The 24,523-nt window shown below is 72.0% G+C and carries 18 protein-coding genes; 7 read left to right on the plus strand and 11 right to left on the minus strand.

The features are described from left to right. The first annotated feature begins 13 nt into the window (after positions 1-13). Entirely contained in the window at positions 14-883 is an 870-nt protein-coding gene (locus AB0435_RS09060; protein WP_366006167.1) for an alpha/beta hydrolase, read from the plus strand. Between the two features lie 203 nt (positions 884-1,086). Here the strand turns inward: AB0435_RS09060 and AB0435_RS09065 are convergent, their stop codons facing one another. Next, positions 1,087-2,811, minus strand: coding sequence for a VCBS repeat-containing protein (locus AB0435_RS09065; RefSeq protein ID WP_366426541.1), 1,725 nt, complete (start codon positions 2,809-2,811; stop codon positions 1,087-1,089). Here AB0435_RS09065 and AB0435_RS09070 point away from each other — a divergent pair. The 4 genes from AB0435_RS09070 (at position 2,794) to AB0435_RS09085 (ending at position 8,231) form a co-directional block, all read left to right on the plus strand. Continuing rightward, positions 2,794-3,009 carry a hypothetical protein gene (locus AB0435_RS09070; RefSeq protein ID WP_366006150.1) on the plus strand — a complete coding sequence of 72 codons (216 nt, stop codon included), beginning with the start codon at positions 2,794-2,796 and terminating at the stop codon, positions 3,007-3,009. The two genes, AB0435_RS09065 and AB0435_RS09070, sit on opposite strands and share 18 nt — an antisense overlap. A gap of 77 nt (positions 3,010-3,086) precedes the next feature. Beyond that, a complete protein-coding gene (locus AB0435_RS09075) occupies positions 3,087-3,497 on the plus strand; it encodes a hypothetical protein (RefSeq protein ID WP_366426542.1) in 411 nt (136 codons plus the stop codon). Positions 3,498-3,734: 237 nt separating this feature from the next. After that, positions 3,735-5,096 (plus strand): type I glutamate--ammonia ligase, encoded by a 1,362-nt coding sequence (gene glnA, locus AB0435_RS09080; protein ID WP_366006148.1) that lies wholly within the window; start codon positions 3,735-3,737, stop codon positions 5,094-5,096. Positions 5,097-5,165: 69 nt separating this feature from the next. Beyond that, positions 5,166-8,231 carry a bifunctional [glutamine synthetase] adenylyltransferase/[glutamine synthetase]-adenylyl-L-tyrosine phosphorylase gene (locus AB0435_RS09085; protein ID WP_366006147.1) on the plus strand — a complete coding sequence of 1,022 codons (3,066 nt, stop codon included), beginning with the start codon at positions 5,166-5,168 and terminating at the stop codon, positions 8,229-8,231. 217 nt (positions 8,232-8,448) lie between these two features. On the opposite strand, the gene AB0435_RS09090 is transcribed toward AB0435_RS09085, so the two are convergent. The 6 genes from AB0435_RS09090 to AB0435_RS09115 form a co-directional block, all read right to left on the minus strand. Then, positions 8,449-9,309 carry a phosphatase PAP2 family protein gene (locus tag AB0435_RS09090; RefSeq protein ID WP_366426543.1) on the minus strand — a complete coding sequence of 287 codons (861 nt, stop codon included), beginning with the start codon at positions 9,307-9,309 and terminating at the stop codon, positions 8,449-8,451. Between the two features lie 36 nt (positions 9,310-9,345). Beyond that, positions 9,346-10,479, minus strand: a complete 1,134-nt coding sequence (locus AB0435_RS09095; RefSeq protein ID WP_366006145.1) for a LacI family DNA-binding transcriptional regulator — start codon at positions 10,477-10,479, stop codon at positions 9,346-9,348. A 25-nt stretch (positions 10,480-10,504) separates the two neighbouring features. Then, a complete protein-coding gene (locus AB0435_RS09100) occupies positions 10,505-12,160 on the minus strand; it encodes an alpha-amylase family glycosyl hydrolase (RefSeq protein ID WP_366426544.1) in 1,656 nt (551 codons plus the stop codon). Positions 12,161-12,287: 127 nt separating this feature from the next. Next, on the minus strand, positions 12,288-13,136 hold the full coding sequence (locus tag AB0435_RS09105) for a carbohydrate ABC transporter permease (RefSeq protein ID WP_366006143.1): 849 nt from the start codon (positions 13,134-13,136) through the stop codon (positions 12,288-12,290). Further along, positions 13,133-14,107 carry a sugar ABC transporter permease gene (locus AB0435_RS09110; protein ID WP_366006142.1) on the minus strand — a complete coding sequence of 325 codons (975 nt, stop codon included), beginning with the start codon at positions 14,105-14,107 and terminating at the stop codon, positions 13,133-13,135. Before AB0435_RS09110 ends, AB0435_RS09105 begins: the two co-directional genes overlap by 4 nt. Positions 14,108-14,196: 89 nt before the next feature. After that, positions 14,197-15,501, minus strand: coding sequence for an extracellular solute-binding protein (locus AB0435_RS09115; RefSeq protein WP_366006141.1), 1,305 nt, complete (start codon positions 15,499-15,501; stop codon positions 14,197-14,199). 323 nt (positions 15,502-15,824) lie between these two features. On the opposite strand from AB0435_RS09115, the gene AB0435_RS09120 reads away from it, so the two are divergent. Both AB0435_RS09120 and pulA read left to right on the plus strand, forming a co-directional pair. Next, positions 15,825-17,225, plus strand: coding sequence for an alpha-amylase family protein (locus AB0435_RS09120; RefSeq protein WP_366426545.1), 1,401 nt, complete (start codon positions 15,825-15,827; stop codon positions 17,223-17,225). Positions 17,226-17,559: 334 nt separating this feature from the next. Continuing rightward, positions 17,560-20,160 (plus strand): pullulanase-type alpha-1,6-glucosidase, encoded by a 2,601-nt coding sequence (gene pulA / locus AB0435_RS09125; RefSeq protein ID WP_366426546.1) that lies wholly within the window; start codon positions 17,560-17,562, stop codon positions 20,158-20,160. 13 nt (positions 20,161-20,173) lie between these two features. On the opposite strand, the gene AB0435_RS09130 is transcribed toward pulA, so the two are convergent. The 4 genes from AB0435_RS09130 to AB0435_RS09145 all read right to left on the minus strand — a co-directional run bounded on the left by AB0435_RS09130 (position 20,174) and on the right by AB0435_RS09145 (position 24,516). Beyond that, a complete protein-coding gene (locus tag AB0435_RS09130; RefSeq protein ID WP_366006138.1) occupies positions 20,174-20,872 on the minus strand; it encodes a TetR/AcrR family transcriptional regulator in 699 nt (232 codons plus the stop codon). Between the two features lie 83 nt (positions 20,873-20,955). Beyond that, on the minus strand, positions 20,956-22,902 hold the full coding sequence (locus AB0435_RS09135; protein WP_366426565.1) for a hypothetical protein: 1,947 nt from the start codon (positions 22,900-22,902) through the stop codon (positions 20,956-20,958). Positions 22,903-23,084: 182 nt separating this feature from the next. Next, positions 23,085-23,876: a tyrosine-protein phosphatase gene (locus AB0435_RS09140; RefSeq protein ID WP_366006137.1), complete on the minus strand. Its 792-nt coding sequence runs from the start codon at positions 23,874-23,876 to the stop codon at positions 23,085-23,087. 31 nt (positions 23,877-23,907) lie between these two features. Then, positions 23,908-24,516, minus strand: a complete 609-nt coding sequence (locus tag AB0435_RS09145; protein WP_366006136.1) for a rhomboid-like protein — start codon at positions 24,514-24,516, stop codon at positions 23,908-23,910. Between the last annotated feature and the right edge of the window lie 7 nt (positions 24,517-24,523).

Here is a 24,523-nt window from a genome sequence, read left to right on the forward strand (position 1 = left end):
CAGTGTGGACGGTATGGAGCGGCCACCAGGGCACATGCTGAGGGTCGGCGGGGTGCCGCTGCACGTCGTGTGCGAGGGCTCCGGGCCCGTGTGCGTGCTGAGCGCGGGGCTCGGCATGGGCTGGTTCGACTGGGACCCCGTCGTACCGCTGCTCACCGAGCACCGCACCGTCGTCCGCTTCGACCGCCCCGGGCTCGGCTTCAGCGCGCCGCCCCTCGAACCGCCCACCGCCGCCGGGGAGGCCGCGCGGATAGCGGGCGTCCTCGACGCCCTGGGGCTCGGCGGACCGGCCACGGTCGTGGGCCACTCGCTCGCCGGCTTCCACGCCGAGGCGTTCGCCCGGCTGCACCCGCGCCGCACGGCCGGGATCGTGCTGGTCGACAGCAGCGTCGAGGAGGAGCGCGGGGCCGCGCCCGCCCGTGAGCTGCGCACCACCGCCGCGCACGCCCGGGGTCTGGTCCTCGCCGCGGCGGGGCTGCCCCGCGCGCTCGGCCCCTCCCTGCGCAAGCTCACCGTCCGGGCGGCCTCCGTCACCCGCCAGGACCCGGCCCCCGCCGAGCTGGTGCGCCGCACCTACGGGACCGGCCGGGTGCTGCGCGCCCTGCTGATGGAGAACACCCGCTACCGCGACGTCGCCGCCGAACTCCACGAACTGCGGGACCACCACCCGATGCCACCCGTGCCGGTGACCGTACTCGCGGCCTCACCGGGCACCGGATCCGCCGTGGAACGCCGCTGGCTGGAGCGCCAGCGCGCCCTCGCGACCCGCCTCGACGGCCGCTTCGAGGCGGTGGCACCGGCGGGCCACCTGCTGATGTACGACCGCCCGCAGGCGATCGCGGCGGCGGTGCTGGCCATGCCGATGATGCCCGAGGGCGCCTGAGGCTTTTTCTGTACGTGGGCCGGAAGTCCGGCGAGGGTGCGTACGGCATCAGGATGGTGCTGCCGAAGAACGGTGTGCCGGCGCAGGAGTGGGAGCTGCTGCGGGCCGCTGTCTGACGGCGCGCGGCGCGGGCCGGGCCCGAGGACGTCGTCCGACGCGTCCTCTGTCCCGGCCCGCAGGATCGGCCGCTGCGGTTCATCGGCTCAGGCGATGGCCTTGATGCCCTTCCAGCCGCCGGTCCCCACGAGCACGGGGTCGCCGTCCTGGCGATTCCTGGTGGGGTAGTACAGGAGGGTGCCGGTGCCCTCCACAGTGGTGGCCCACAGGTCGGGCACGCCGTCCCCGTTGGCGTCGCCCGGCATCGCGAGCAGGGGGCGGTTGCCGCCGTGCCAGGAGCGCGCGCCGTAGACGGAGGTCGTGCCGGTCGCCAGGCTCGCGGGTTCGATGCCGCCGGTGTCGGCGTCGGGCTTGCCGTGGTGGACGAGGAGTTGGCCGGCGGCGTTGTCGCGGACCAGCAGGTCGGCGTGGCCGTCGCCTGTGAGGCCGCCCGGTGCGACCAGGTCACGGTGGGACCAGCCGGTGTCGGCGATCGGGTAGGCGTCGTCGATAAAGCCCGCCGGGTGCCCGGCGAGGAACCACAGGGCATCACCGACGCGGGCGAGCAGGTCGGGAGCGCCGTCACCGGTCACGTCGCCGAGCGAGGCGAACTGGCCGATCCGCGCCGTGTCGAGCTGGGGCGTGAACTGCATCAACTCCTGCCGGTTCTCGGTGTCGACGATGCCGAAGCCGGTGTTGGGGTAGACCCAGATCCTGCCGTCGGAGTGGCGGGCCGAGAGGTCCTCGTAGCCGTCGTTGGTGTAGTCGCCGCGACGGGTGATCAGAGTGTCCTTGAAGCCGCCGTCGGCGGCCACCATCATCGGGCCGAACGACCCGTCACCCGTGCCGGAGTACATCCGCAGCCGGTCGTTGCCGTCGATGGCCCACAAGTCGGGGTGGCCGTCGCCGTTGAGGTCACCGGGCTTGTCCTTGACGCCGGTGCTGGCGGCGTAGAAGAGGTAGGTGCCGGTGTCGGAGCGGTTGCCGGCGGCGTCCTCGCTGTAGGAGTAGAGGATGTGCGGGCCCGCGTTGGGCGGGGTGAAGGTGGCGCTCACGCTGCCTCCGGCGGAGGAGGGCCTGGCGACGGTGGTGGGGTTCTTCCGGTCGAAGTCGTAGACGTACTTCACCACGTCTTTCACCCCGCCGTTGGAAAGGGTGAAGGTGCCCTTGGTGCGGGCGGGAGCGCCCTGGGTCCCGTCGTCGCCGTCGGGGTACTCCTTGGAGACGACGGAAGGCGGGACGCTGGGGCGGGACTTGTCGACGGTGAACCGGCAGGGCGTGCCGGGCGCCCAAGAGGACGTCGCGCGGCCGTCGTCCGCCCGTACCTGCCACTGGTAGGTGACGCCGTCCTTGAAGGTGTCCTTGGGCACGGTCACCTTGGCGACGCTGCCACTGGTGACGTTGACGGTCTGGTTGAAGACCGCGGGGTCGCCGTCCTTGACCCACATGTTGAAGCGGGTCTTGAGGGTTCCGCCGTCGGGATCGGAGATCTTCGCGTAGAGCTGGAGGTCGGTGTTGCCGACCTTCTGCACCGGGTTGGCGTCGCAGACGACGGAGGGGTTACTGCCGAGTCCGCTGGGGTTGTCAGGGGCGCGGTTGTACTCGACGATCAGTTTGGGATCGCTGCTGAATTTCTTCCAGTCGTAGACGTTCGACTCGTTGGAGGCCTTCAGGCCGATGGTCATGTTGGCCCACTTCTTCTCCGCGGCCTCCTTCGCCATCGACGTGACGTTGAAGTCCACACCCTTGGCCGAGCAGCCCACGTAGGCGTTGCCGTGCGCGAAGTTCAGGGAAGCCTGGATCCCGAGGACGTCATGTCCGCCTGTAGTCAAGCGCTCAATTCCGCAGGGTTCATTTCCGGCAAGATCGATGACGGGGTGGATCGGGAGAAGCTGGAGCGCGATCGGCAGCTGGCAGATATCGAAGATCTGGTGTCAGTGGCCGGAGCGGCCGACGAAGCGCTTGCGCGGATGCTCAGGAAAAGGTCGCGTGAGCACTCCAGGGCGCGTCTTGCCGAGCTGACCGGCTGACGATGGTGATGCCGCGCGTGGCGGCCGGATTCTCCGGTCGCCACGCGCGGCCCTGGACGAAACTGGCCAAGGAGAAAATGCCGAAGAAGTTCCCCGCCGCCATGGGTGGCGTACTCGCTGCCGCCCTCCTCGTCGGCTGCGCCTCCGAGAAGGCCGTCAAGGACGAGTTCGAAAAACTCGACAACAAGGAGTTCGAGGTCGTCTACGAGGTCGCCGGCACCAACGTCAAGGACGTCACCTACGGCGTCGACGAACAGGGCAAGGCGGCCACCGGGACGGTCGACGATCCCGGGCTGCCGTGGAAGAAGAAGGTCACCATGAAGGGGGTCGCCACCGCGCCCAGCCTGAGCCTGATCCTGGGGGAGAAGGGCGGCGAGGCCCAGTGCGTGATCACCGTCAACGGCAAGGAAGCCAAGCGCGCCACCGCCAAGGGTGAGTTCGGCACCGCCACCTGCGTGGCCGCGTCGCCGAGCGGGCACGGGTCGTAGACCCAGCCGAGGGCGTCACGGACAGTGACCGACAGTGCGCCGCAGCACCGCCGCCACCCCGCGTGGCGGCCGTGCGGCGGCGCTGTTCATACGGGCATAAGTACGATGCACATAGGAAGCCGAGGGGAAGCGGCGTCGTCCGGAAACCCACAGGTAACCCGGGGGCGTGATACTCAAGATCCGGCCCGTGCCCACACCCGGCGAAACGAGCCGTCTGGCCTGCAAGGATAGGTAGCTATGGATAAGCAGCAGGAGTTCGTGCTCCGTACGCTCGAAGAGCGCGACATCCGGTTCGTACGGCTGTGGTTCACCGACGTGCTGGGCTATCTGAAGTCCGTGGCCGTCGCCCCGGCGGAGCTGGAGCAGGCCTTCGACGAAGGCATCGGGTTCGACGGCTCGGCCATCGAAGGTTTCGCCCGGGTGTACGAGTCGGACATGATCGCCAAGCCCGACCCCGGCACCTTCCAGATCCTCCCCTGGCGCGCCGAGGCCCCCGGCACGGCCCGGATGTTCTGCGACATCCTGATGCCCGACGGCTCCCCGTCCTACGCCGACCCGCGCTACGTCCTCAAGCGCATCCTCGCCAAGACCTCCGACCTCGGCTTCACCTTCTACACCCACCCCGAGATCGAGTTCTTCCTGCTCAAGGACAAGCCCGTCGACGGCTCCCGCCCGGTGCCCGCCGACAACTCCGGCTACTTCGACCACACCCCGCAGAACGTGGGCATGGACTTCCGCCGCCAGGCCATCACCATGCTCGAATCCATGGGCATCTCGGTCGAGTTCAGCCACCACGAGGGCGCCCCCGGCCAGCAGGAGATCGACCTGCGCTACGCCGACGCGCTCTCCACCGCCGACAACGTCATGACCTTCCGGCTCGTGATGAAGCAGGTGGCGCTGGAGCAGGGCGTGCAGGCCACCTTCATGCCCAAGCCGTTCTCGGAGTACCCCGGCTCCGGGATGCACACCCACCTCTCCCTCTTCGAGGGCGACCGCAACGCCTTCTACGAGTCGGGCTCCGAATACCAGCTCTCCAAGGTCGGCCGCTCCTTCATCGCAGGACTGCTCCGGCACGCCGCCGAGACCTCCGCCGTCACCAACCAGTGGGTCAACTCCTACAAGCGGATCTGGGGCGGCTCCAAGCGCACCGCGGGCGCGGGCGGCGAGGCCCCCTCGTACATCTGCTGGGGCCACAACAACCGCTCCGCGCTCATCCGCGTGCCGATGTACAAGCCCGGCAAGACCGGCTCCACCCGCGTCGAGGTCCGCTCCATCGACTCCGGCGCCAACCCCTACCTCACCTACGCCGTCCTGCTGGCCGCCGGGCTCAAGGGCATCGAGGAGGGCTACGAACTGCCCGCCGGCGCCGACGACGACGTCTGGGCGCTGTCCGACGCGGAGCGCCGGGCCATGGGCATCGAGCCGCTGCCGCAGAACCTCGGCGAGGCCATCGAGTTGATGGAGCGCAGCGAACTGGTCGCCGAGACGCTCGGCGAGCACGTCTTCGACTTCTTCCTGCGCAACAAGAAGCAGGAGTGGGAGGAGTACCGTTCGGAAGTGACCGCGTTCGAACTCCGCAAGATGCTTCCGGTTCTGTAGCGGGGTTCCGCCCCCGGGGGCGAGGGGGCCGGGGGTTCGCTCCCCGGCCGGGAGAAGAAGAGGGTTCGCATGACCGTGCCGCAGGGGCGTCGCAGTAGTTCGTACAGCCGGCTGCTGCGCCACGGTTTCACCGACACCGCCACCGCCGAACGCCTCCTCGACACCCCCGTCCTCGCCCCCGTGCGCTCCGATCCGCTCCTCCTCGACGCGCTCGGTGCCACCGCCGACCCCGACCTGGCCCTCCAGGGGCTCGTACGGCTCGCCGAGGCCACCGGCACCGCCGAGCGGCAGACGCTGCTGGACACCCTCGTCACCGCCAAGCCCCTGCGCGACCGGCTGCTCGGGGTGCTGGGCGCCTCCGAGGCGCTCGGCGACCACCTCGCCCGGCACCCCGGCGACTGGCACGCCCTCCTCACCTACGAACCGGCCGATCTCAACCCCACGACACCGGAGTTCGAGAAGGCCCTCACCGAAGGCGTGCGCGGCGAGCGGGGCGCCGGGCTGGCCCCCGCCGACGCGCTGCGCGCCGCCTACCGGCGCTGCCTGCTGACCATCGCCGCCAGGGACGTCTGCGGCACCGCCGACATCGCCCAGACCGCCGCCGAGCTCGCCGACCTCGCCACGGCCACCCTCCGCGCCGCCCTGGACATCGCCGCCGAGGAGCGGCCCGAGGACGCCGCGGCGTGCCGGCTCGCCGTCATCGGCATGGGCAAGTGCGGCGGCCGCGAGCTCAACTACGTCTCCGACGTCGACGTCATCTTCGTGGGGGAGCCCCGCGGCGGCACCGCCGAGGGGGCCGCCGTGCAGGCCGCCACCCGGCTCGCCTCGCGGATGATGCGCGTCTGCTCGGACGTCACCCCCGAGGGGACCATCTGGCCCGTCGACGCCAACCTCCGCCCCGAGGGGCGCAACGGCCCGCTCGTCCGCACCCTCTCCAGCCACCTCGCCTACTACCAACGCTGGGCAAAAACCTGGGAGTTCCAGGCCCTCCTCAAGGCCCGCCCGGTCGCCGGTGACGCGGCCCTGGGGCAGGAGTACGTGGACGCCGTCTCCCCGCTCGTCTGGCAGGCCGCCGAGCGGGAGAACTTCGTCGCGGACGTGCAGCAGATGCGCCGCCGCGTCATCGCCTCCATCCCCGCCGGCCAGGTCGACCGCGAGCTCAAGCTGGGCCCGGGCGGTCTGCGCGACGTCGAATTCGCCGTCCAGCTCCTGCAGTTGGTGCACGGTCGCAGCGACGCGACGCTGCGCGGCGGCGGCACCCTCGACGCCCTGACCGCGCTCGCGGCGGGCGGCTACGTCGGGCGCTCCGACGCCGCGGCCCTCGACGCCGCGTACCGCTTCCTGCGCACCCTCGAACACCACATCCAGCTCTACCGGCTGCGCCGCACCCACCTCATGCCCGAGGACGAGGCCGACCGGCGCCGCCTCGGCCGCTCCCTCGCCCGCGCCTTCCAGTGGCCGCCCGGCACCGAACCGGTCACCGAGCTCGCCAAGGTCTGGAAGAAGCACGCCCGCGAGGCCCGCCGGCTGCACGAGAAGCTCTTCTACCGCCCGCTGCTCGACGCCGTCGCCCAACTGGAGCCCGGCGAGATCCGGCTGAGCGCCAAGGCCGCCGGCCACCGCCTGGAGGCCCTCGGCTACGCCGACCCCGCCGCCGCCCTGCGCCACCTGGAGGCGCTCGCCTCCGGGGTGAGCCGCAAGGCCGCGATCCAGCGCACCCTGCTGCCCGTGCTCCTCGGCTGGTTCGCGGACTCCGCCGACCCCGACGCCGGGCTGCTGAACTTCCACAAGGTCTCCGACGCCCTCGGCCGGACCCCCTGGTACCTGCGGCTGCTGCGCGACGAGGGCGCCGCCGCCGAGAACCTCGCCCGGGTGCTGTCCGCCGGCCGCCTCGCCCCCGACCTGCTGCTGCGCGCGCCCGAGGCCGTCGCCCTCCTCGGCGACCCCGAAGGGCTGCGCCCGCGCGGCCGGGAGGCCCTGGAGCAGGAGGTGCTGTCAGCGGTGGGCCGCGCGGCGGACGCCGAGGCGGCGATCGTGGCCGTCCGCGGGGTGCGCCGCCGCGAGCTCTTCCGCACCGCCGCCGCGGACATCATCGGCGCGTACGGGCCCGCCGGGAGCGGCAACGGCACCTCCGTGCACGGCCGCGAGCCCGAGGTCAAGGACACCCACCTGCGGGTCGACACCGTCGGCGCCGCCGTCTCCGACCTCAACGCCGCCGCCGTCGCCGGGGCGCTGCGCGCCGCCGTGCGCGCCGAGTGGGGCGACACCCTCCCCGCCCGCTTCGCGGTCATCGGCATGGGCCGCTTCGGCGGCCACGAGCAGGGCTACGGCTCGGACGCCGACGTGCTCTTCGTCCACGAACCCCGCGAGGGCGCCGGCGACGAGGAGGCCGCCCGCGCCGCCTTCGCCGTCGCCACCGAGATGCGCAGGCTCCTGCAACTGCCCACCACCGACCCGCCGCTGCTCGTCGACGCCGACCTGCGGCCCGAGGGCAAGTCCGGGCCCATCGTGCGCAGCCTCGGCTCCTACGCCGCCTACTACCGCCGCTGGTCGCTGGTGTGGGAGAGCCAGGCCCTGCTGCGCGCCGAGCCGGTCGCGGGCGATGCCGGGCTGGGGCAGCGGTTCGTCGAGCTGATCGACCCCCTGCGCTACCCCGCCGAGGGCCTGGGCGAGGACGCCGTACGCGAGATCCGCAGGCTCAAGGCCCGCATGGAGTCCGAGCGGCTGCCACGCGGCGCCGACCCCACCACCCACACCAAGCTGGGGCGCGGCGGCCTGTCGGACGTGGAGTGGACCGTGCAGCTCCTCCAGATGCGCCACGGCTGGGCCGAGCCGGGCCTGCGCACGACCCGCACCCGCGAGGCCCTCCACGCGGCCTGCGCGGCCGGGCTGCTGAGCGCGGAGGAGGCGGCCATACTGGATGACGCGTGGGTGCTCGCCACGAGCGTCCGCAATGCCGTGATGCTCGTACGCGGCCGGGCCGGCGACACCTTCCCCTCGCACAGCCGCGAGCTGGCCGCCGTCGGCCGCTACCTCGGCTACGAGCCGGGCCACGTGGGGGAGATGCTCGACGACTACCGCCGCGTCACGAGACGGGCCCGCGCGGTGGTCGAGGAGCGGTTTTACGGGGCGTGACATCGGCTGGCGGGTCTTGTGGTCGGGTGCGGGTGGTTGTCGTCCGCACCACCGCTGCGCGGCGGTGTCCTCAATCTCCCCCAGCTAACGCTGGGAGGTGCCCCCAACGGGCTGGATATGGCCGATGTGGGTGCGCAATTCAGCCCGTCCGGCGTTTGAGGACACGCCCGAAGGGCGTTCCCGCCGCAGGCGGCGGACGGCCCGCAGAAGCGTGGCCTCAGCGTGGCGGCCCAGCCACATGGCGGGCCAGGCGGTACGGGAACGCGCGGTACCAGGCGTAGGACAGCGCGAAGCCGAACGCGAGGCAGAGCAGGCCGCCCACCGCGTCCAGCCAGAAGTGGTTCGCGGTGGACACGATCACCACCAGCGTCGCCACCGGGTACAGCGCGCCCAGCACCCGCACCCACACGGGCCGGGCCAGCATCGCGATGGTGACACCGCACCACGTCGACCACCCGATGTGCATCGACGGCATCGCCGCGTACTGGTTGGACATGTCGGCCAGATTGCCCGAGGCCATCGAGCCCCACGTGTGGTGCACCACGACCGTGTCGATGAAACCCACGTTGTTCATCAGCCGTGGCGGGGCCAGCGGACAGAGGTAGTAGCCGAGCAACGCGACGCCGGTGGTGGCGAAGAGGACCAGCCGGGCCGCGGCGTAGCGGCCGGGGTGCCAGCGGTAGAGCCACACCAGCACCCCGATCGTGAGCACGAAGTGCAGGGTGGCGTAGTAGTAGTTCATCCCCACGATCAGCCACGTCACCGAATTGACCGCGTGGTTGACGGTGTGCTCGACGGCGATGTGCAGGGAGTTCTCGGTGCGCCAGACCCAGTCGGCGTTGCGCAGCGCCGCCGCCCGCTGCTCGGGCACGGCGTTGCGCACAAGCGAATACGTCCAGTAGCTCACCGCGATGAGCAGCACCTCGAACCACAGGCGCGGCCGGCGCGGTGAACGCGGCTTCCACGAGACGGGTTTTCGCTGAGTGGCACGTTCCGCCGACGGCCGGTCCGCTCGCTCCTCGGTGGGTGGCGGGGCGGCCGTGCGGCCTTCCAGTTGCCTTACTGTCGCTTCACCCATAGCCAACCAGTCTGCCAGACGGCGGCCCGCGGCAGATCATCCCCAAGACTGGTCTTCGCCGCTTTGCGCCTGATTCGGCAGCACCGTACGAGCGCCCGTACGCGCGTCTGTGCGGGCCTGTTCGGGAAGTCGCGTGTCCGCGCCGCCACGGACCGTGCCCGGCGCCGAAGCCGTTGAACCCCGGACCACCAACTCCGGCAGGAACACGAATTCGCTGTGCGGCGCCGGCGTACCGCCGACCTCCTCCAGCAGCGCCCCCACCGCCGCCTGCCCCATCGCCTGCACCGGCTGCCGGATCGTGGTCAGCGGCGGGTCCGTGAAGGCGATGAGGGGCGAGTCGTCGAAGCCGACCACCGAGACGTCGCGCGGGACCGTGAGGCCCCGCCTGCGGGCCTCGCGCACCACGCCCAGCGCCATCATGTCGCTCGCGCACACCACGGCCGTGCAGCCGCGGTCCAGGAGCGCGGAGGCGGCCGCCTGGCCGCCCTCCAGGCTGAAGAGCGAGTGCTCGACCGACTCCGCCGCCCCGGCCTCCGCCACCCCCAGCTCCTCCCGCATGGCCGCCAGGAAGCCCTCGACCTTCCGCTGCACCGGCACGTACCGCCGCGGCCCCAGCGCCAGTCCGATGCGCCGGTGGCCCAGTGCGGCCAGATGGGTGACGGCGAGCCGGACCGCGGCCCGGTCGTCGGGGGAGACGAAGGGCGCCCGCACCTTGGCCGAAAAGCCGTTGATGAGCACGAACGGCACGCCCTGGGCGCGCAGGCGCTCGTAGCGCTGCATATCCGCGGACGTGTCCGCGTGCAACCCGGAGACGAAGATGATCCCGGCGACCCCCCGGTCCACCAGCATCTCGGTCAGCTCGTCCTCCGTGGAGCCGCCCGGCGTCTGCGTGGCCAGCACCGGCGTATACCCCTGCCGGGTCAGCGCCTGCCCTATGACCTGCGCGAACGCCGGGAAGATGGGGTTGTCCAGCTCCGGGGTGATCAGCCCGACCAGGCCCGCGCTGCGCTGCCGCAGCCGGACGGGCCGCTCGTAGCCCAGCACGTCGAGCGCGGCCAGCACGGACTGGCGGGTGGCGGCGGCCACCCCCGGCTTCCCGTTGAGGACGCGGCTGACGGTTGCTTCGCTGACACCCGCCTGCGCTGCGATATCGGCAAGCCGGGCGGTCACAGGACTGGACCTTACCGGTCGCATCTCAGACTGCCCACCAGACGCAGGAATCGGCGGGGATCCGGACCGTGCCGGCCGCGCTGCGCCCCTCCGGGAAGACGATGGCCAGCGCCGACGTCGCCAGCACCGGACGCCCCGGGACCGGCAGCTCCACCTCCTCGCCCAGGGTGTTGAGCGTGCACAAGAAACCGGGCCGCGAGAACGCCAGCACCCCCTCCGGCGCGTCCAGCCAGACCATCTCCCCGTCGCCGAGACCCGGCAGTTCGCGGCGGAGCGTCAGCGCCGAGCGGTACAGCTCCAGCGTCGAGCGAGGGTCGCCCGACTGCGCCGCCACCGACAGCTCCCGCCACCGCTCGGGCTGCGGCAGCCAGCTGCCGCCCGGCCCGAAGCCGTACGGAGCCTCCTCGCCCGACCACGGGATCGGCACCCGGCAGCCGTCCCGGGTGCCGTCCTGGCCGTCGCCCCGGAAGAACGCCGGGTCCTGGCGCACCTCGTCCGGCAGGTCCACGACCTCCGGCAGGCCCAGCTCCTCGCCCTGGTAGACGTACGCCGAGCCCGGCAGCGCCAGCATCAGCAGCGCCGCCGCCCGCGCCCGCCGCAGCCCCGGCTCACCGGCGCCGTAGCGGGTGGCGTGCCGCACCACGTCGTGGTTGGAGAGCACCCAGGTCGTCGGCGCGCCCACCGACAGCGTGGCCGCCAGCGACTCGTCGATCACCGTACGCATCGCGTCCGCGTCCCATGCGCACGTCAGGAACTGGAAGTTGAAGGCCTGGTGCAGCTCGTCGGGGCGCACGTACAGCGCCAGCCGCTCCGAGGTCGGCGCCCACGCCTCGGCCACCCCGATCCGCTCGCCCTCGTAGGAGTCCAGCAGGGCCCGCCACGAGCGGTGGATCTCGTGCACCCCGTCCTGGTCGAAGAACGGCAGCACCTGCGCGCCGATCAGCTTCGCCTGCTCCTTGCGGCCGATGTCCGGCAGCCCCGGCGCCTTGACCATGCCGTGCGCCACGTCGATCCGGAAGCCGTCCACCCCCAGGTCCAGCCAGAACCGCAGCACGGACGCGAACTCCTCCCGGACCTCCTGGTTCTCCCAGTTGAGGTCCGGCTGCTCGGGCGCGAAGAGGTGGAGATACCACTCGCCCGGCGTGCCGTCCGGGCCGCACGTGCGCGTCCAGGCCGGCCCGCCGAAGACGGACTCCCAGTCGTTGGGCGGGAGTTCGCCCGCCGCGCCCTTGCCGGGCCGGAAGTGGTAGCGCTCGCGGGCCGTCCCCCCCGGACGGTCCGCGAGCGCGGCTCGGAACCACACATGCTGCTCGGAGGTGTGGTTGGGCACGATGTCGACGATGATCCGCAGACCCAGCCGGTGCGCCTCCCGCACCAGGTCGTCCGCGTCCGACAGCTCACCGAACAGCGGGTCCACCGCGCGGTAGTCCGCCACGTCGTAACCGCCGTCCGCCTGCGGCGACGCGAAGAACGGCGTCAGCCACACCGCGTCCACCCCCAGCTCCGCCAGATACGGCAGCCGCTGCCGGATCCCCCGCAGATCGCCGATGCCGTCACCGTCGCTGTCGGCGAACGAGCGCACGTACACCTGATAGATGACGGCGCTGCGCCACCAGCCCTCCGCGTGCGCGGACGAGGAGTCGGCGGCCGGGCGGACGGAGGGCGCGAGATCCTGGGTCATGTACTTCCCTAGGTCGAAAAGTGCGGTCACGGAGAACAGGCGGTGCGAAGGGCCGTACGGGTGGTGCGGGCGGTACGAAGGTGTCAACGCGCGGTAGACGCGTCCGGTGACGCACCCCGGGGCCGGGTCAGCCCTTGGTGCCACCGGCGGTCAGCCCGGCGACCAGGTGCCGCTGGGCGATGAAGAAGACGGCGGCCGCGGGGACGGTGATCAGGACCGCCGCGGCCGTCATCAGACCCCACTCGGCCTTCTGCTGGCCGACGAAGGTCTGGAGCCCGACCGCGAGGGTGTAGTGCTCCTCGCTGCTCATGAACTGGGTGGCGAAGGCGACTTCGCCCCAGGCGGTGATGAAGGAGTAGAAGGCGGTGACGGCCAGGCCGGGCCGGGCGAGCGGCAGGATCAGCCGCCAGAAGGTGCCGAACGGGCTCAGCCCGTCCACCCGGCCCGCCTCGTCGATCTCGGCGGGAATGGTGTCGAAGTACCCCTTGAGCATCCAGGCGCAGAACGGTACGGACACCGAGCAGTAGGTGACGATCAGACCGGTGTAGGAGTCCAGGAGTTCGAGCTCACCCAGAATGTTGTACAGCGGCACGATCAGCACCGCCATCGGGAACATCTGCACGATCAGGAAGGTCCACATCAGCGGCCTGTGCCCGGGGAAGCGCATCCGCGACACGGCGTAGCCGGCCGTCGCCGCGACGAACACCCCGAGCAGGGTGGCGCCCACCGCCACGATCACCGAATTCCCGAACCACGTCAGGAACTTGGTGTGCCCCAGGATGTGGGAGTAGTTGGAGAGGCCGAAGCCGACGAAGCGCGTCGGCTCCTGCCAGCCGTCGCGGCCGCGCAGCGAGACGAAGACGACGAACAGCACGGGGAAGACCGCGACCAGGCTCGCGAGGGCCAGCGCCGTGTGCAGGGCGGCCGAGGCGCCGCGCGACCGCTCGCCGCGGGCCCGTGGGGTGGTGGAGCTCATCGCGTGGTCCCCTCCTGTCGAGAGAGCATCCGGCGGTAGAAGACGGCGAAGACCAGCAGCAGCGAGAGGATGAGGATGCCGTACGTGGCGGAGCCCGCGTAGTCGCGCACCCCCTGGAAGGCCAGGCGGTAGGCGTATGTCACGAGGATCTCGCTGTCGGAACTCGCGCCCTGCCCGATCAGCAGGTAGATCACCTGGAACATGTTGAACGTCCAGATGACACCCAGCAGGATCACGGTGCCGCTCACCGGCTTGAGGCCCGGCAGCGTCACGTGCCGGAACCGCTGCCAGGGCGACGCCCCGTCCATCTCGGCCGCCTCGTGCAACTCCCTGGGTATCGCCTGGAGTCCGCCGAGTATCGCCACCATCATGAACGGCACGCCCAGCCATACGTTGACCGCGACGGCCGACACCTTCTGGAGCGTGGAGTCCCCGAGCCAGTCGACGGGGTCCAGGCCGAGCTTGGTCAGGAAGGCGTTGAAGACGCCGTACTTCTCGTTGAACATCAGCCGCCACGAGAACGTCGCGACGAACGCCGGCACCGCCCACGGCAGGATCAGCAGCACGCGGTAGAGCGCCCGGAACCGCATCGGCCTGTTGAGCAGCAGGGCCAGCCCGAGGCCGATCGTGTAGTGCAGGAACACGCACGACGCGGTCCACACGACGGTCCAGCCCAGCCGGGAGTAGAAGTGGCCCTCCTGCCCCGAGAGCACCTTCCAGTAGTTGTCGAGGCCGACGTACTTGTACGTCGACGCGATGTGGTTGACGCCGATGGTCCGGCCGACGTTGGCCTCGTCGGCGTCGGTGAAGGACAGATAGATCCCGCGCCCCAGCGGATACCCGACGAGCACCGCCAGCACGACGACCACGGGCAGGACCATGGCCCAGGCGTACCAGTGCGTGTCGAAGGACCGCCGGAGCCGTGTGAACAACGTGGGAGGGCTGCCGGTTTCGGAGACTGCTGCGGTCATGGTGGGCGGCTTTCGTAGGAGAGGACCGGGGGGCGGAGCCGCATACCGGATGCGGCCGGGAAGGGGCGGGCGGGGGAGACCCCCGGCCCCTACTTCCGCACCGACCAGTCCTTCAGCAGCGCCCCCTGCCACGCCTTGGCCGTCGCGTCCAGGCCCTCCTTCGGCGACTCCTTCAGCGTCAGGATCTTCGTGTAGTGCTGGAGCCAGTCCGTGAAGAGGTCCCCGCCCTGCGGGATCTGCGGCCGCGCGTGCGCCTTGCCCAGCGCCTCGTAGAAGGACTTCCGCACCGGATCGGCCAGCACCTCGGCCGTGTAGGCCGACTTCCGCGTCGGCAGCACCCCGATCGCCGACGACACCGACTCCTGCTGGGTGGCCTCGGTCATGAACCGCGTGAAGAGGTAGGACGCGTCGAAGTTCTTCGACCCCGCGTAGACGACGAGGTTGTGCCCGCCGACCGGCGCCCCCGCCGTGCCCGTGGAGCCGGCCGGGATCGGCGCGATCCCCAGGTTGTCCCTCGACTTGTACGCGTCGCCGCCGAAGATCTCCTTCGTCGCCCACGGCCCGTCGACGAGCATCGCCAGCTTGCCGTTCTTGAAGTCGGTCTTGAGCGCGTTGTAGCCGTCCGTGCCCGCCGGCTTCGGCGCCGCACCGGACTTCACCAGGTCGACGGCCGTCTCGATGCCCTTGAGGGACGCGGCGTCGGAGATGGTGATCTTCTTGTCCGCGGCGTCGACCATGTCGCTCTTCTCGCCGTAGAGGAAGGGCAGCGAGTAGTAGCTGTCCGGGCTGAGGCCGATGCCCTCGGCGCCCGTCCTGTCCTTGATCTTCAGGGCGGCTTCCTTGACCGCTGCCCAGTCGGCCGGGGGCTTGTCGATGCCGGCCTTCCGGAAGAGCTCCTTGTTGTAGAGCAGCCCGAGCGTGTCCGTGACCTGGGGGACGCCGTACGTCCTGCCCTGGTACGCGGCGTTCTTCAGCGGCCCGTCGAGGAAGTCGTCGGGCTTGTCGAGCGCGGGCGTGCCGGTGAGGTCCTTGAGGTAGCCGAGCTGGGCGAAGCCCGGGGTCCAGCCGACGTCCGAGCGCAGCACGTCCGGCGCGCCCTTGCCCGTGGACGCCGCGGTCTTGAACTTCTGCTGCGCCTGGTCGAAGGGGACGTTGACGTAATCGACCTTGATCTTGGGGTACTTCGCCTCGAAGGCCGACACCAGCTTCTTGAAGGCCGGTGCCTCGTTGGTGGCGTCCGAGGTGTCCCACCAGGTGACCGTCCCGCTCACGCTGCCCGGGTCGTTCGCCGCCTTGGATCCGTCGCCGCCGTCACCACCGCCGTCACCGCCGCAGGCGGTCGCGGTCAGGGCCAGCGCGCCGATGACGGCCGCAACCGATATGCCTCTTCGCATATGGATCTCCTCATCAAGGAGGCCGACCAGTCGCGGACGGCCCGAGCTGTGGAGGAAGTTAACAGGCTGAAATCTCTTGCGAAAGGGTTTGCAAGAACGAAACGGCGAGATTTCCGGGTCGTAACCGGACCGTGTCCCAAGGGTTGACCGGCGGCTACCGGCCTCGTACGGTCTCGTGCGCGGCGGTTGTCGCGGTCGTGCGGACCGGAAGTTGCAGCAAGAAGAGCAAGAACCTTCATCGGCCTGCTGGATGCGGTGCGTTGCCGTACCAGGCTGTTATGTCCCGGTTCATCAGGAACCGGCCACCCCCCTCAGGAGGCGCCATGCCCCCCTTCGCCCTGCCCGGCACCGGCCGGAGAGCGCTGCTCGCCGTCGCCGCCCTGGTGGCGGGAACCCTCACCTGCGCCCCGCCCGCGCGGGCGGCGGCCCCCGGCGAACGCGACGTCACCGCCGTGCTCTTCGAGTGGAGTTACGCCTCCGTCGCCAAGGAGTGCAAGGACACCCTCGGCCCGGCCGGCTACGGATACGTCCAGGTCTCCCCGCCCCAGGAGCACATCCAGGGCCCGCAGTGGTGGACCTCCTACCAGCCCGTCGGCTACCGCGTCGCCGGGCGGCTCGGCGACCGCGCCGCGCTGAAGAACATGGTCGACACCTGCCACGCCGCCGGGGTCAAGGTCGTCGCCGACGCCGTCGTCAACCACATGGCCGCGGGCTCCGGCACGGGCACCGGCGGCACCGTATACACGAAGTACGACTACCCGGGCACGTACGAGGACCGGGACTTCCACGGCTGCCGCAAGCCCGTCAGCGACTACCGCGACCGCGGCGACGTCCAGAACTGCGAACTCGTGGGCCTGGCCGACCTCGACACCGGCGCGGAGCGCGTACGCGACCGCATCGCCGCCTACCTCGACGACCTGCTCTCGCTCGGCGTCGACGGCTTCCGCATCGACGCTGCCAAGCACATCGCCACCGAGGACCTCGCCGCGATCAAGTCCCGGCTGAGCAGACCCGACGTCTACTGGAAGCAGGAGACGATCTACGGAGCGGGCGAGGCGGTCCAGCCGGACGAGTACCTGCGCAACGGTGACGTCCAGGAGTTCCGCTACGCACGCGACCTCAAGCGCGTCTTCACCGGCGAGCGGCTGGCCTATCTGAAGAACTTCGGCGAGGGCTGGGGCTATCTGCCCGGCGCCCAGGCGTCCGTCTTCACCGACAACTGGGACACGGAGCGCAACGGCGACACCCTCAGCTACAAGGACGGGGCCAACTACACCCTCGCCAACGTCTTCATGCTCGCCTGGCCCTACGGTTCCCCCGACGTCCATTCCGGCTACGAATTCACCGACCGTGACGCCGGACCGCCCAACGGCGGCTCGGTGACCGCCTGTTGGCAGGACGGCTGGAAGTGTCAGCACAAATGGCCCGAGATCAAGTCCATGGTGGCCTTCCGCAACGCGACTCGGGGCGCGGCGGTGGGCGACTGGTGGGACAACGGATACCAGGCGATCGCGTTCGGGCGCGGCGACAAGGGCTATGTGGTCGTCAACCACGAGTCGTTCGCGCTGAGCCGCACGTTCAAGTCGTCCCTGCCCGCGGGTGATTACTGCGATGTGCAGAGCGGACGGCGGGTGGCGGTGGCCCCGGACGGCACGTTCGCGGCGACGGTCGCCCCGAACACGGCGCTGGCGCTGCATGTGGGTGCGCGTATGTGTGCCCCGTAGGGATTTTTCCCCAGCCCCGCCCCTTCCCGAAACTGGGGGCAAGCCCCAGAGCCCGAACCTCAGGCCCGTTGCCGCCTGCGGCGGGAGCTCCCTTCGGGAGCGTCCTCAAACGCCGGACGGGCTGGATGGTGCGGACCGTAGCCGCATATCCAGCCCGTCCGGCGTTTGAGGACAACGCGCGAAGCGTGTTGCGGGGTCTGGGGCGCAGCTCCAGTTTCGGGAAGGGGCGGGGTTGGGGAACAAAGCGCCGCAGGCGAGACCCACCCGCAACCGGGCCTGGGGCAGAGCCCCCACGCGGGCAAAAACCGTCCACCCACCTCAGCGAAGGAGCCCCATGAGACGCCTGGTCACCGTGGCAGCAACCATCGGTTTGCTGCTGCCACTCGCAGCCGCCACCACCCACGCGAACCCCGCCCCCGCCCCACCCCAAGCCGCCGTCCAATGGATCGACCGCACCACCGTCGCCTGGCCCAAGAACCTCGGCGACCCCACCCACCCCCACCGGCTCGTCCACGGCACCGGCACCTTCGCCCTCACCCCGCAGCCCGGCGGGCTCACCTCGGGCCAGCGTGCGAAGTACCCCCACCTCGCCGCCTACGACGCCTTCCGTATCGCGCCCGGCGACCGGTCGCACGTCCCCGACGCGCTGCGAGGCCAACTCGCCGCCGTCACCGATGACATCACTGCCGGCGTGCAGATACCCGGCGTCCTCGACGACCTCTACGCCGCGCCCGCGGCCAAGGCCGAGCTCGGCCCCGCCTTCCACCACGGCCGCCCCACCCTCTCCGTCTGGGCGCCCACGGCGCGTCGCGTCGCCCTCGAACTCGACGGCCGCACCGTGCCCATGAGGCGCGACGCCACCAGCGGCGTGTGGAGCGTCACCGGCCCCCGCGAGTGGACCGGCAAGCCCTACCGGTACGCGGTCACCGTCTGGGCCCCGACCGTACGGAAGACGGTCACCAACCTCGTCACCGACCCCTGCTCCACCGCCCTCACCGCGGACTCCGCGCGCAGCGTGGTCACCGACCTCGCCGACCCCGCCCTCGCCCCGCCGGGCTGGCAGGGGCTCCGCAAGCCCCGGGCCGTGCCCCTGCGCGACGCGCGCATCCAGGAGCTGCACATCCGCGACTTCTCCGTCGCGGACCGCACCTCGGCGCACCCGGGGCAGTACCTCGCCTTCACCGACCGGACCTCGGCCGGCATGCGCCACCTGAAGGACCTCGCCGACGCGGGCACCTCCTACGTCCACCTGCTGCCCGCCTTCGACTTCGCCACCGTCCCCGAGAAACGCGCCGACCAGGCCACACCCGACTGTGACCTCGCCGCCCTGCCCGCCGACTCCGAGCGGCAGCAGGAGTGCGTGGGGCGGACAGCCGCCCGCGACGCGTACAACTGGGGCTACGACCCGCTGCACTACACCGTCCCCGAGGGCAGCTACGCCTCCGACCCGGACGGCCCCCGCCGCACCCTCGAATTCCGGCAGATGGTCCAGGGCCTGGCCGGGGCCGGGCTGCGCACCGTCATGGACGTCGTCTACAACCACACGGCCGCGTCCGGGCAGGATCCCCGCTCCGTGCTCGACCGCGTCGTCCCCGGCTACTACCAGCGGCTGCTGGACGACGGCACCGTCGCCACCTCCACCTGTTGCGCCAACACCGCGCCCGAACACGCCATGATGGGCAAGCTCGTCGTGGACTCCGTGGTCACCTGGGCCAAGGCCTACAAGGTCGACGGCTTCCGCTTCGACCTCATGGGCCACCACCCCAAGGCGAACATCCTGGCCGTGCGCGAGGCCCTCGACGCGCTCACGCCCGCCAAGGACGGTGTCGACGGCAAGGCGATCGTCCTCTACGGCGAGGGATGGAACTTCGGCGAGGTCGCGAACGACGCCCGCTTCGTCCAGGCCACCCAGAGGAACATGGCGGGCACCGGCATCGCGACCTTCTCCGACCGCGCCCGCGACGCCGTCCGCGGCGGCGGCCCCTTCGGCGCGGACCCGCGCGTCCAGGGCTTCGCCTCCGGCCTCTACACCGACCCCAACGGCGCGACCCCCGGCACCCCCGGGGAACAGCGGGCCCGCCTCCTGCACGCCCAGGACCTCATCAAGGTGGGCCTCACAGGCAACCTCGCCGCGTACCGCTTCACGGACTCCGCCGGCCGGAGCGTCCGCGGCTCGGACGTCGACTACAACGGCGCGCCCGCCGGCTACGCCGCCGCCCCCGGCGACGCCCTCGCCTACGTGGACGCGCACGACAACGAGACCCTCTACGACGCCCTCGCCTTCAAACTCCCGCAGCGCACCGCTCCGGCCGACCGGGCGCGCATGCAGGTCCTCGCCATGGCCACCGCCGCGCTGTCCCAGGGTCCCGCGCTCTCCCAGGCCGGTACGGACCTCCTGCGCTCCAAGTCGCTGGACCGCAACTCCTTCGACAGCGGCGACTGGTTCAACGCGATCCACTGGGACTGCGCCGACGGCAACGGCTTCGGCCGCGGCCTGCCCCCGGCCGCGGACAACGCGGCCAAGTGGCCCTATGCGCGCCCCCTCCTCGCCGACCCGGCCCTGCGCCCCGGCTGCCCGCCCATGGAGGCGGCCTCCGCCGCCTACCGCGACCTGCTGCGGATCCGCACGACGGAGAAGGCGTTCAGCCACACCACGGCCGCCGGGGTCCAGACGGACCTCGCCTTCCCGCTCTCCGGCAAGGACGAGACACCGGGCGTGATCACGATGCGGCTCGGCAGCCTGCTCGTCGTCCTGAACGCCACCCCCGACCGCCGCGCCCAGCAACTCCCCACCCTCGCGGGAACGCCGTACACCCTCCACCCGATCCAGGCCGCGGGATCCGACCCGGTGGTCAAGTCGGCGTCGTACGACCGCACATCGGGCACCCTCACGGTGCCGGGGCGCACGGTGGCGGTCTTCCGACAAGGGGGTTGAGGAGTGAAGCCCCTCAGACCGGCAGCGGGGCCAGTGTGGAGAGGCGGGTGAGGAGGTCCGTGAAGGGGCCGAGGTCCGACTCGTCGGCGAGCATGTGGCGGAGGACCTCCGCCATGTCCTCGTCGTACGCCGCGCTCACCGCCGTGAGTGCCACGAAGTCGTGGACGAGCTGGCGCTCCAGCTCCGCGCGGGGGATGCGGCGGTCGTCCAGCCAGAGCAGGGCCGTCGTCTCCGTCAGGGAGATCCAGGAGCGGACGGCCAGCTCCAGCCGCGGGGGCGGCGACTGCACGCCGAGGTGGTGCAGCACCTCGGCGTACGCCGCCTGCCGCACTCCGTCGATCACCGCGCAGGTCCGGCTGCTCCCGGCCGCCGGGCCGCCGCGCATCAGGGCGGTGAAGCCCGTGCCGTGCTCCTCGACGAAGCCGAAGAAGCGGTTCATCACCCGCGCGAGCCGCTCGCCCAGCGGACCCTCGCGCGGCTCGTCGAAGAGCGCGGCGAGCTCGTCCGCCGCCCGGCGCAGCGCCGCCTCGTACAGGCTCTGCTTGCCGGGGAAGTAGTGATAGACGAGCGGCCGGGATATCCCGGCCGCCGCTGCGATCTCGTCGATGGAGACGTCGTCCGGGCGGCGATGGCCGAACAGGTCGAGAGCGACCGCGATCAGTTGCTCACGTCGCTGCTCGACCGCCATCCTGCGCCGTACCCGGTTCGTCATGGCGGTCATACTAATGGCAGCCCGCAGGGGCGGGTGGCGCCCAGGAGGCGGGCGGGCAAGGGGCGTTCGTCACCTGGGGCCCGTCACTGGACGGGCGTGAGCTTCTTCCCGTCGGTCAGCCGCGCGGTGAGCGCCGTCCGGGAGCCGGGCTTCGCCGGGACGGCCAGCAGCCGGCCGGGGGCGGTGGTCTGCACCGCGCCGGAAGCGGTGATCGACTGCACGTCGTCGCTGCCGGCCGCGAGCGCGTACCAATTGCCGCCGGGCGACTTCCACAGCACGCCCGACAGCGCGTGCGGGTCGCGCTCGCCGCACGCGGGGGAGTCCTCGGCGCGGCCGACGGGCGGGCTCGCCGCGCCCGGCCGGGTGCCCGGCGGCTGGAACAGCGCCAGCACCCGGCTCCCCACGCCGCGCCACGTCTCGGCCCGGGTGCACAGCCACTCCGCGCTGCCCGCCGTGCCACCGGGCAGCGGCTGGGTCGCGAAGGACCAGGAGTTCACCGAGCGCACGCCCTGCGCCCGCATGGTCTGCAAGTGGCAGGCGGTGTGCGCCCAGTCGGCGCGGGCGGCAGGGCCGGTGACGTCGTGCCGCTCGCCGGGGGCGCCCGTGGTGAGCCGGGCCGGGGTCAGCTCGCCGAGGTCGGTCACCAGGCGCCCGCCCATCTGGAGGGCCGGCCAGCTGTGGCAGTCGCTCGCCGAGGCCGGGCTGATGGTCGGGTCGGTCACCCCGTCCGCGGCCGTGCGCAGGGGCCGCGCGCTGTCGCCGGGCTTGAGGAGGTCGCGCACCGAGACCTCGCTCACCCAAGGGGCCGTCAGATAGCGGACATCGCTGTCGGCCCGGCCGACCACGACCGCGGTCGCGGAATCCTCGTCGGCCGCGTCCGCGCGGGCGAAGTCCAGGGCCGCGCCACCGGTGTCGCCGTTCCTGGCCTCGGCGTAGCGCACCAGGCGCAGCCCGTCGTGGAACACCACGACCGCCGCCTGGCCGACCTCGCCCGCGTACAGCAGCTGCGGGGGGCCCGCGGCCGGGCCGGTGGCGGTGCCCGGCGTGGCGGTCACCCGCACGCCGCCGCCCGGCCGCGCCCACACGGCGAGGGCCCGGCGCAGCAGCGCCTGGTCGTCTGTGCGGCTGCCGCGGGCGGGCCAGACGGCGAAGCCGGAGCGGTCGGCGCGCTTCCACGCGTCGGCGCTCGCTCGGGTCAACTTGGCGGGGTCCAGGGCCTGTTGGGCCGAGGCGTTCTGCGCGTACGGGGGAGCGGCGGCGCCGTCCGGGCCCCAGCCGCTGCCCGGCAGCACCAGCAGCGTGCCGCACACGGCGGCCGCCGCGGCCGCCGCGAGGGCCGCCCGGCCGTGCTGGCGGCGGCGCATCAGGTCCGTCGGCCGCGCCTGGAGGGAGCAGGGGTCGAACTCCATCGACTCCAGCAGCGACGCGTCCCTGCTCCCGGCCGGCGTGCGCAGCCCGTCCGCCTCGATGAGGGCGGACGCCGGGTCCTCGACGCCCGCCGCCTTGAGCGCCTGCCGGACGTCACGGTCGGACGGCAGCTCCAGGGCGCGCAGCACGTACGCGGCCCGGCCGGGCCCGGAGAGGGCGGCGAGGGCCTGGTCCAGGGCGAGTTCGTCGGCGCCGCCGGAGCGGGGGAAGAGTCTCAGCCCCCACACCTGCGGCAGCAGCGGGGGGAGCTTGCCCGGCTTCGGCAGCTGCCACCGCCCGCGCGGGCGGCCCGCCTCCAGCGCGGCCCGCAGCACCCGCTGCCGCACATACGCGTAGCCCGGGTCGCCCGGGGATCCGGAGCTCCCGCGCGGGGCGGGCACGGCCAGTCCGGCGAGCTCGGCCTCGGTGACCCTGTTGCGGGGCAGGGCGCGCTGCACGAGGGCGTGCGCGGTGAGGACCCGGCGGTTGCGGCCCAGGGCGGGCGGCAGCACGAGATACCCGAGCCTCACGAGACGCGGGTAGTGCTCGATGAGCGCGGCCTCCGCCTGCTCGACGTCGACGGGCGGGACGGTCCGGGGGGCTGTCGCTTGCTGCTCCACGATCCGTAGAACGAGTGAATGGTGAGATGGTCACCTCGCGCCCGTCGGGTGACCGGGTCCCCGTGGTCGGCCCTGGTGGAAAGCGCGCGGGCCGTCGTTCCCGCACCGCCGCCGCGCGGCGCCCGCCGCGCCGCGGGTTGACGATCAGGCGGCGGGCCGCACCCGGTCACCGGCCGCCGGCGGCATCAGGCCACGTAGCGCGCGCGGATGCGGTGGACCGCCTCGTCCGGGACGCCGAGCCCGTCGCGGACGTACGCCTCCACCCCGCCGTACGCCCGCTCCATCTCCTCCAGCGCCGCCGCGAGGTAAGCGGGCCGCACGCCGAGGATCGCGTCGGAGATCTCCGGGTCGCCGCCCGCCTCGGTGAAGCGGTCGATGAGCGGGGCGAACGCCGCGCGCACGGCCGGGTTGACCGAGAGGTACTCCTCCTGGACGGTGGCCTCGTCCGCGCCGAGGAGCAGCAGGATCACGGTGGCCGCCCAGCCCGTGCGGTCCTTGCCCGCGGTGCAGTGGAAGAGGAGGGGGCCGCAGTCCGGCTCGGCGAGGGCCGACAGCAGGGTGCGGTACGCGTCGCAGGCGGACTCGGAGGTCACGAAGGCGCGGTAGGCGTCGCAGAGCAGCTTCTCGGCCTTGCCGTTGCCGAGGTGCTCGTCCGCGACGGCGGGGTTGCCGAGCACCGAGTCGAGCTTGGCGGGCACGCGCTCGGTGCCCGACATGCCGGCGGCCATCACGTCCGCGACGATCAGCCGGGCGCCCGCGGGCACCTGGTCGGGGCGCTCGTGCCGCTCGTGCTCGGTGCGCAGGTCCACGACCGTGTGGATGCCGAGGGCCGCGACCGCGGGGTCGAGCTCCGGGTCGAGCCGGTCGAGCTGGCCGGAGCGCAGCAGCAGACCGGGGCGGACGGCCGAGTTGCCGGCGAGCGCGATGCCGCCGAGGTCGCGGAGATTGATGATGGTCGAGGCGTCGAACTGCGGCATGGGCGCGTCTCCCGTTGTCGGATATCTACCGTTATTGTGCCGAACGGTAGCCGAGGGCGCGCTCGCACCCCAGCCCCAGGGCCACCCCCAGTCCCAATGCGGTCAGGTGCCCGGCGTCCGTGAACGTCGGCCTCCTGTGCAGCAGGGGACGCACGCCGAACGCGAGGAGCGCGGCGTACGCGGTCGTGCGCGCGGCGCCCCGTGGAAGCAGTGCGCCGAGCGCGCCGAGGACCGCGTGGTAACCGTAACTCGGGCCGACGTCGGTGGCGGACCGTGTGCGCGGTGAGGTGCGTACGGCCCGCAGCCCGCCGTACACCAGCAGGGTCGCGCCGACGTGCCCCAGGGCGAAGGCGCCCGCCGCCCACCACGCGCCGTACGCGTACTCGGCGTAGCCGAGGACCGCCAGGAGCAGCAGGGCGTAGGGCAGTTCCATCGCCCCCTCCATGACCAGGGCGCTGGTGGCGAGGGTGTCCCAGCGCCCGCCCTCCAGATTGTCGACGTTCGTCGAACAGCGCTTCAGCAGGCGCTCCCGGCCGGCCGGGGCGAGCCAGTGGTGCGTGACGGCCGAGGCGAGGGAGAGCGCGCCCACATAGGCCGGGGCGAGGCGGGGGAGGCGTCGGGGCGTGCGGGGTGTGGTCATGCAGCCA

The sequence above is a fragment of the Streptomyces sp. NPDC051173 genome (assembly GCF_040689515.1).
GTDB lineage: Bacteria > Actinomycetota > Actinomycetes > Streptomycetales > Streptomycetaceae > Streptomyces.

What these genes read in the sequence shown, in the direction of transcription:
- AB0435_RS09085 (WP_366006147.1), top strand. Translation starts at nt 5,166, where the DNA reads ATGACCGTGCCGCAGGGGCGTCGCAGTAGTTCGTACAGCCGGCTGCTG.
- glnA (WP_366006148.1), top strand. Translation starts at nt 3,735, where the DNA reads ATGGATAAGCAGCAGGAGTTCGTGCTCCGTACGCTCGAAGAGCGCGAC.
- AB0435_RS09090 (WP_366426543.1), bottom strand. Translation starts at nt 9,309, where the DNA reads ATGGGTGAAGCGACAGTAAGGCAACTGGAAGGCCGCACGGCCGCCCCG.
- AB0435_RS09115 (WP_366006141.1), bottom strand. Translation starts at nt 15,501, where the DNA reads ATGCGAAGAGGCATATCGGTTGCGGCCGTCATCGGCGCGCTGGCCCTG.
- AB0435_RS09105 (WP_366006143.1), bottom strand. Translation starts at nt 13,136, where the DNA reads ATGAGCTCCACCACCCCACGGGCCCGCGGCGAGCGGTCGCGCGGCGCC.
- AB0435_RS09145 (WP_366006136.1), bottom strand. Translation starts at nt 24,516, where the DNA reads ATGACCACACCCCGCACGCCCCGACGCCTCCCCCGCCTCGCCCCGGCC.
- AB0435_RS09060 (WP_366006167.1), top strand. Translation starts at nt 14, where the DNA reads ATGGAGCGGCCACCAGGGCACATGCTGAGGGTCGGCGGGGTGCCGCTG.
- AB0435_RS09140 (WP_366006137.1), bottom strand. Translation starts at nt 23,876, where the DNA reads ATGCCGCAGTTCGACGCCTCGACCATCATCAATCTCCGCGACCTCGGC.
- pulA (WP_366426546.1), top strand. Translation starts at nt 17,560, where the DNA reads ATGAGACGCCTGGTCACCGTGGCAGCAACCATCGGTTTGCTGCTGCCA.
- AB0435_RS09100 (WP_366426544.1), bottom strand. Translation starts at nt 12,160, where the DNA reads ATGACCCAGGATCTCGCGCCCTCCGTCCGCCCGGCCGCCGACTCCTCG.
- AB0435_RS09130 (WP_366006138.1), bottom strand. Translation starts at nt 20,872, where the DNA reads ATGACGAACCGGGTACGGCGCAGGATGGCGGTCGAGCAGCGACGTGAG.
- AB0435_RS09070 (WP_366006150.1), top strand. Translation starts at nt 2,794, where the DNA reads ATGTCCGCCTGTAGTCAAGCGCTCAATTCCGCAGGGTTCATTTCCGGC.
- AB0435_RS09110 (WP_366006142.1), bottom strand. Translation starts at nt 14,107, where the DNA reads ATGACCGCAGCAGTCTCCGAAACCGGCAGCCCTCCCACGTTGTTCACA.
- AB0435_RS09120 (WP_366426545.1), top strand. Translation starts at nt 15,825, where the DNA reads ATGCCCCCCTTCGCCCTGCCCGGCACCGGCCGGAGAGCGCTGCTCGCC.
- AB0435_RS09075 (WP_366426542.1), top strand. Translation starts at nt 3,087, where the DNA reads ATGCCGAAGAAGTTCCCCGCCGCCATGGGTGGCGTACTCGCTGCCGCC.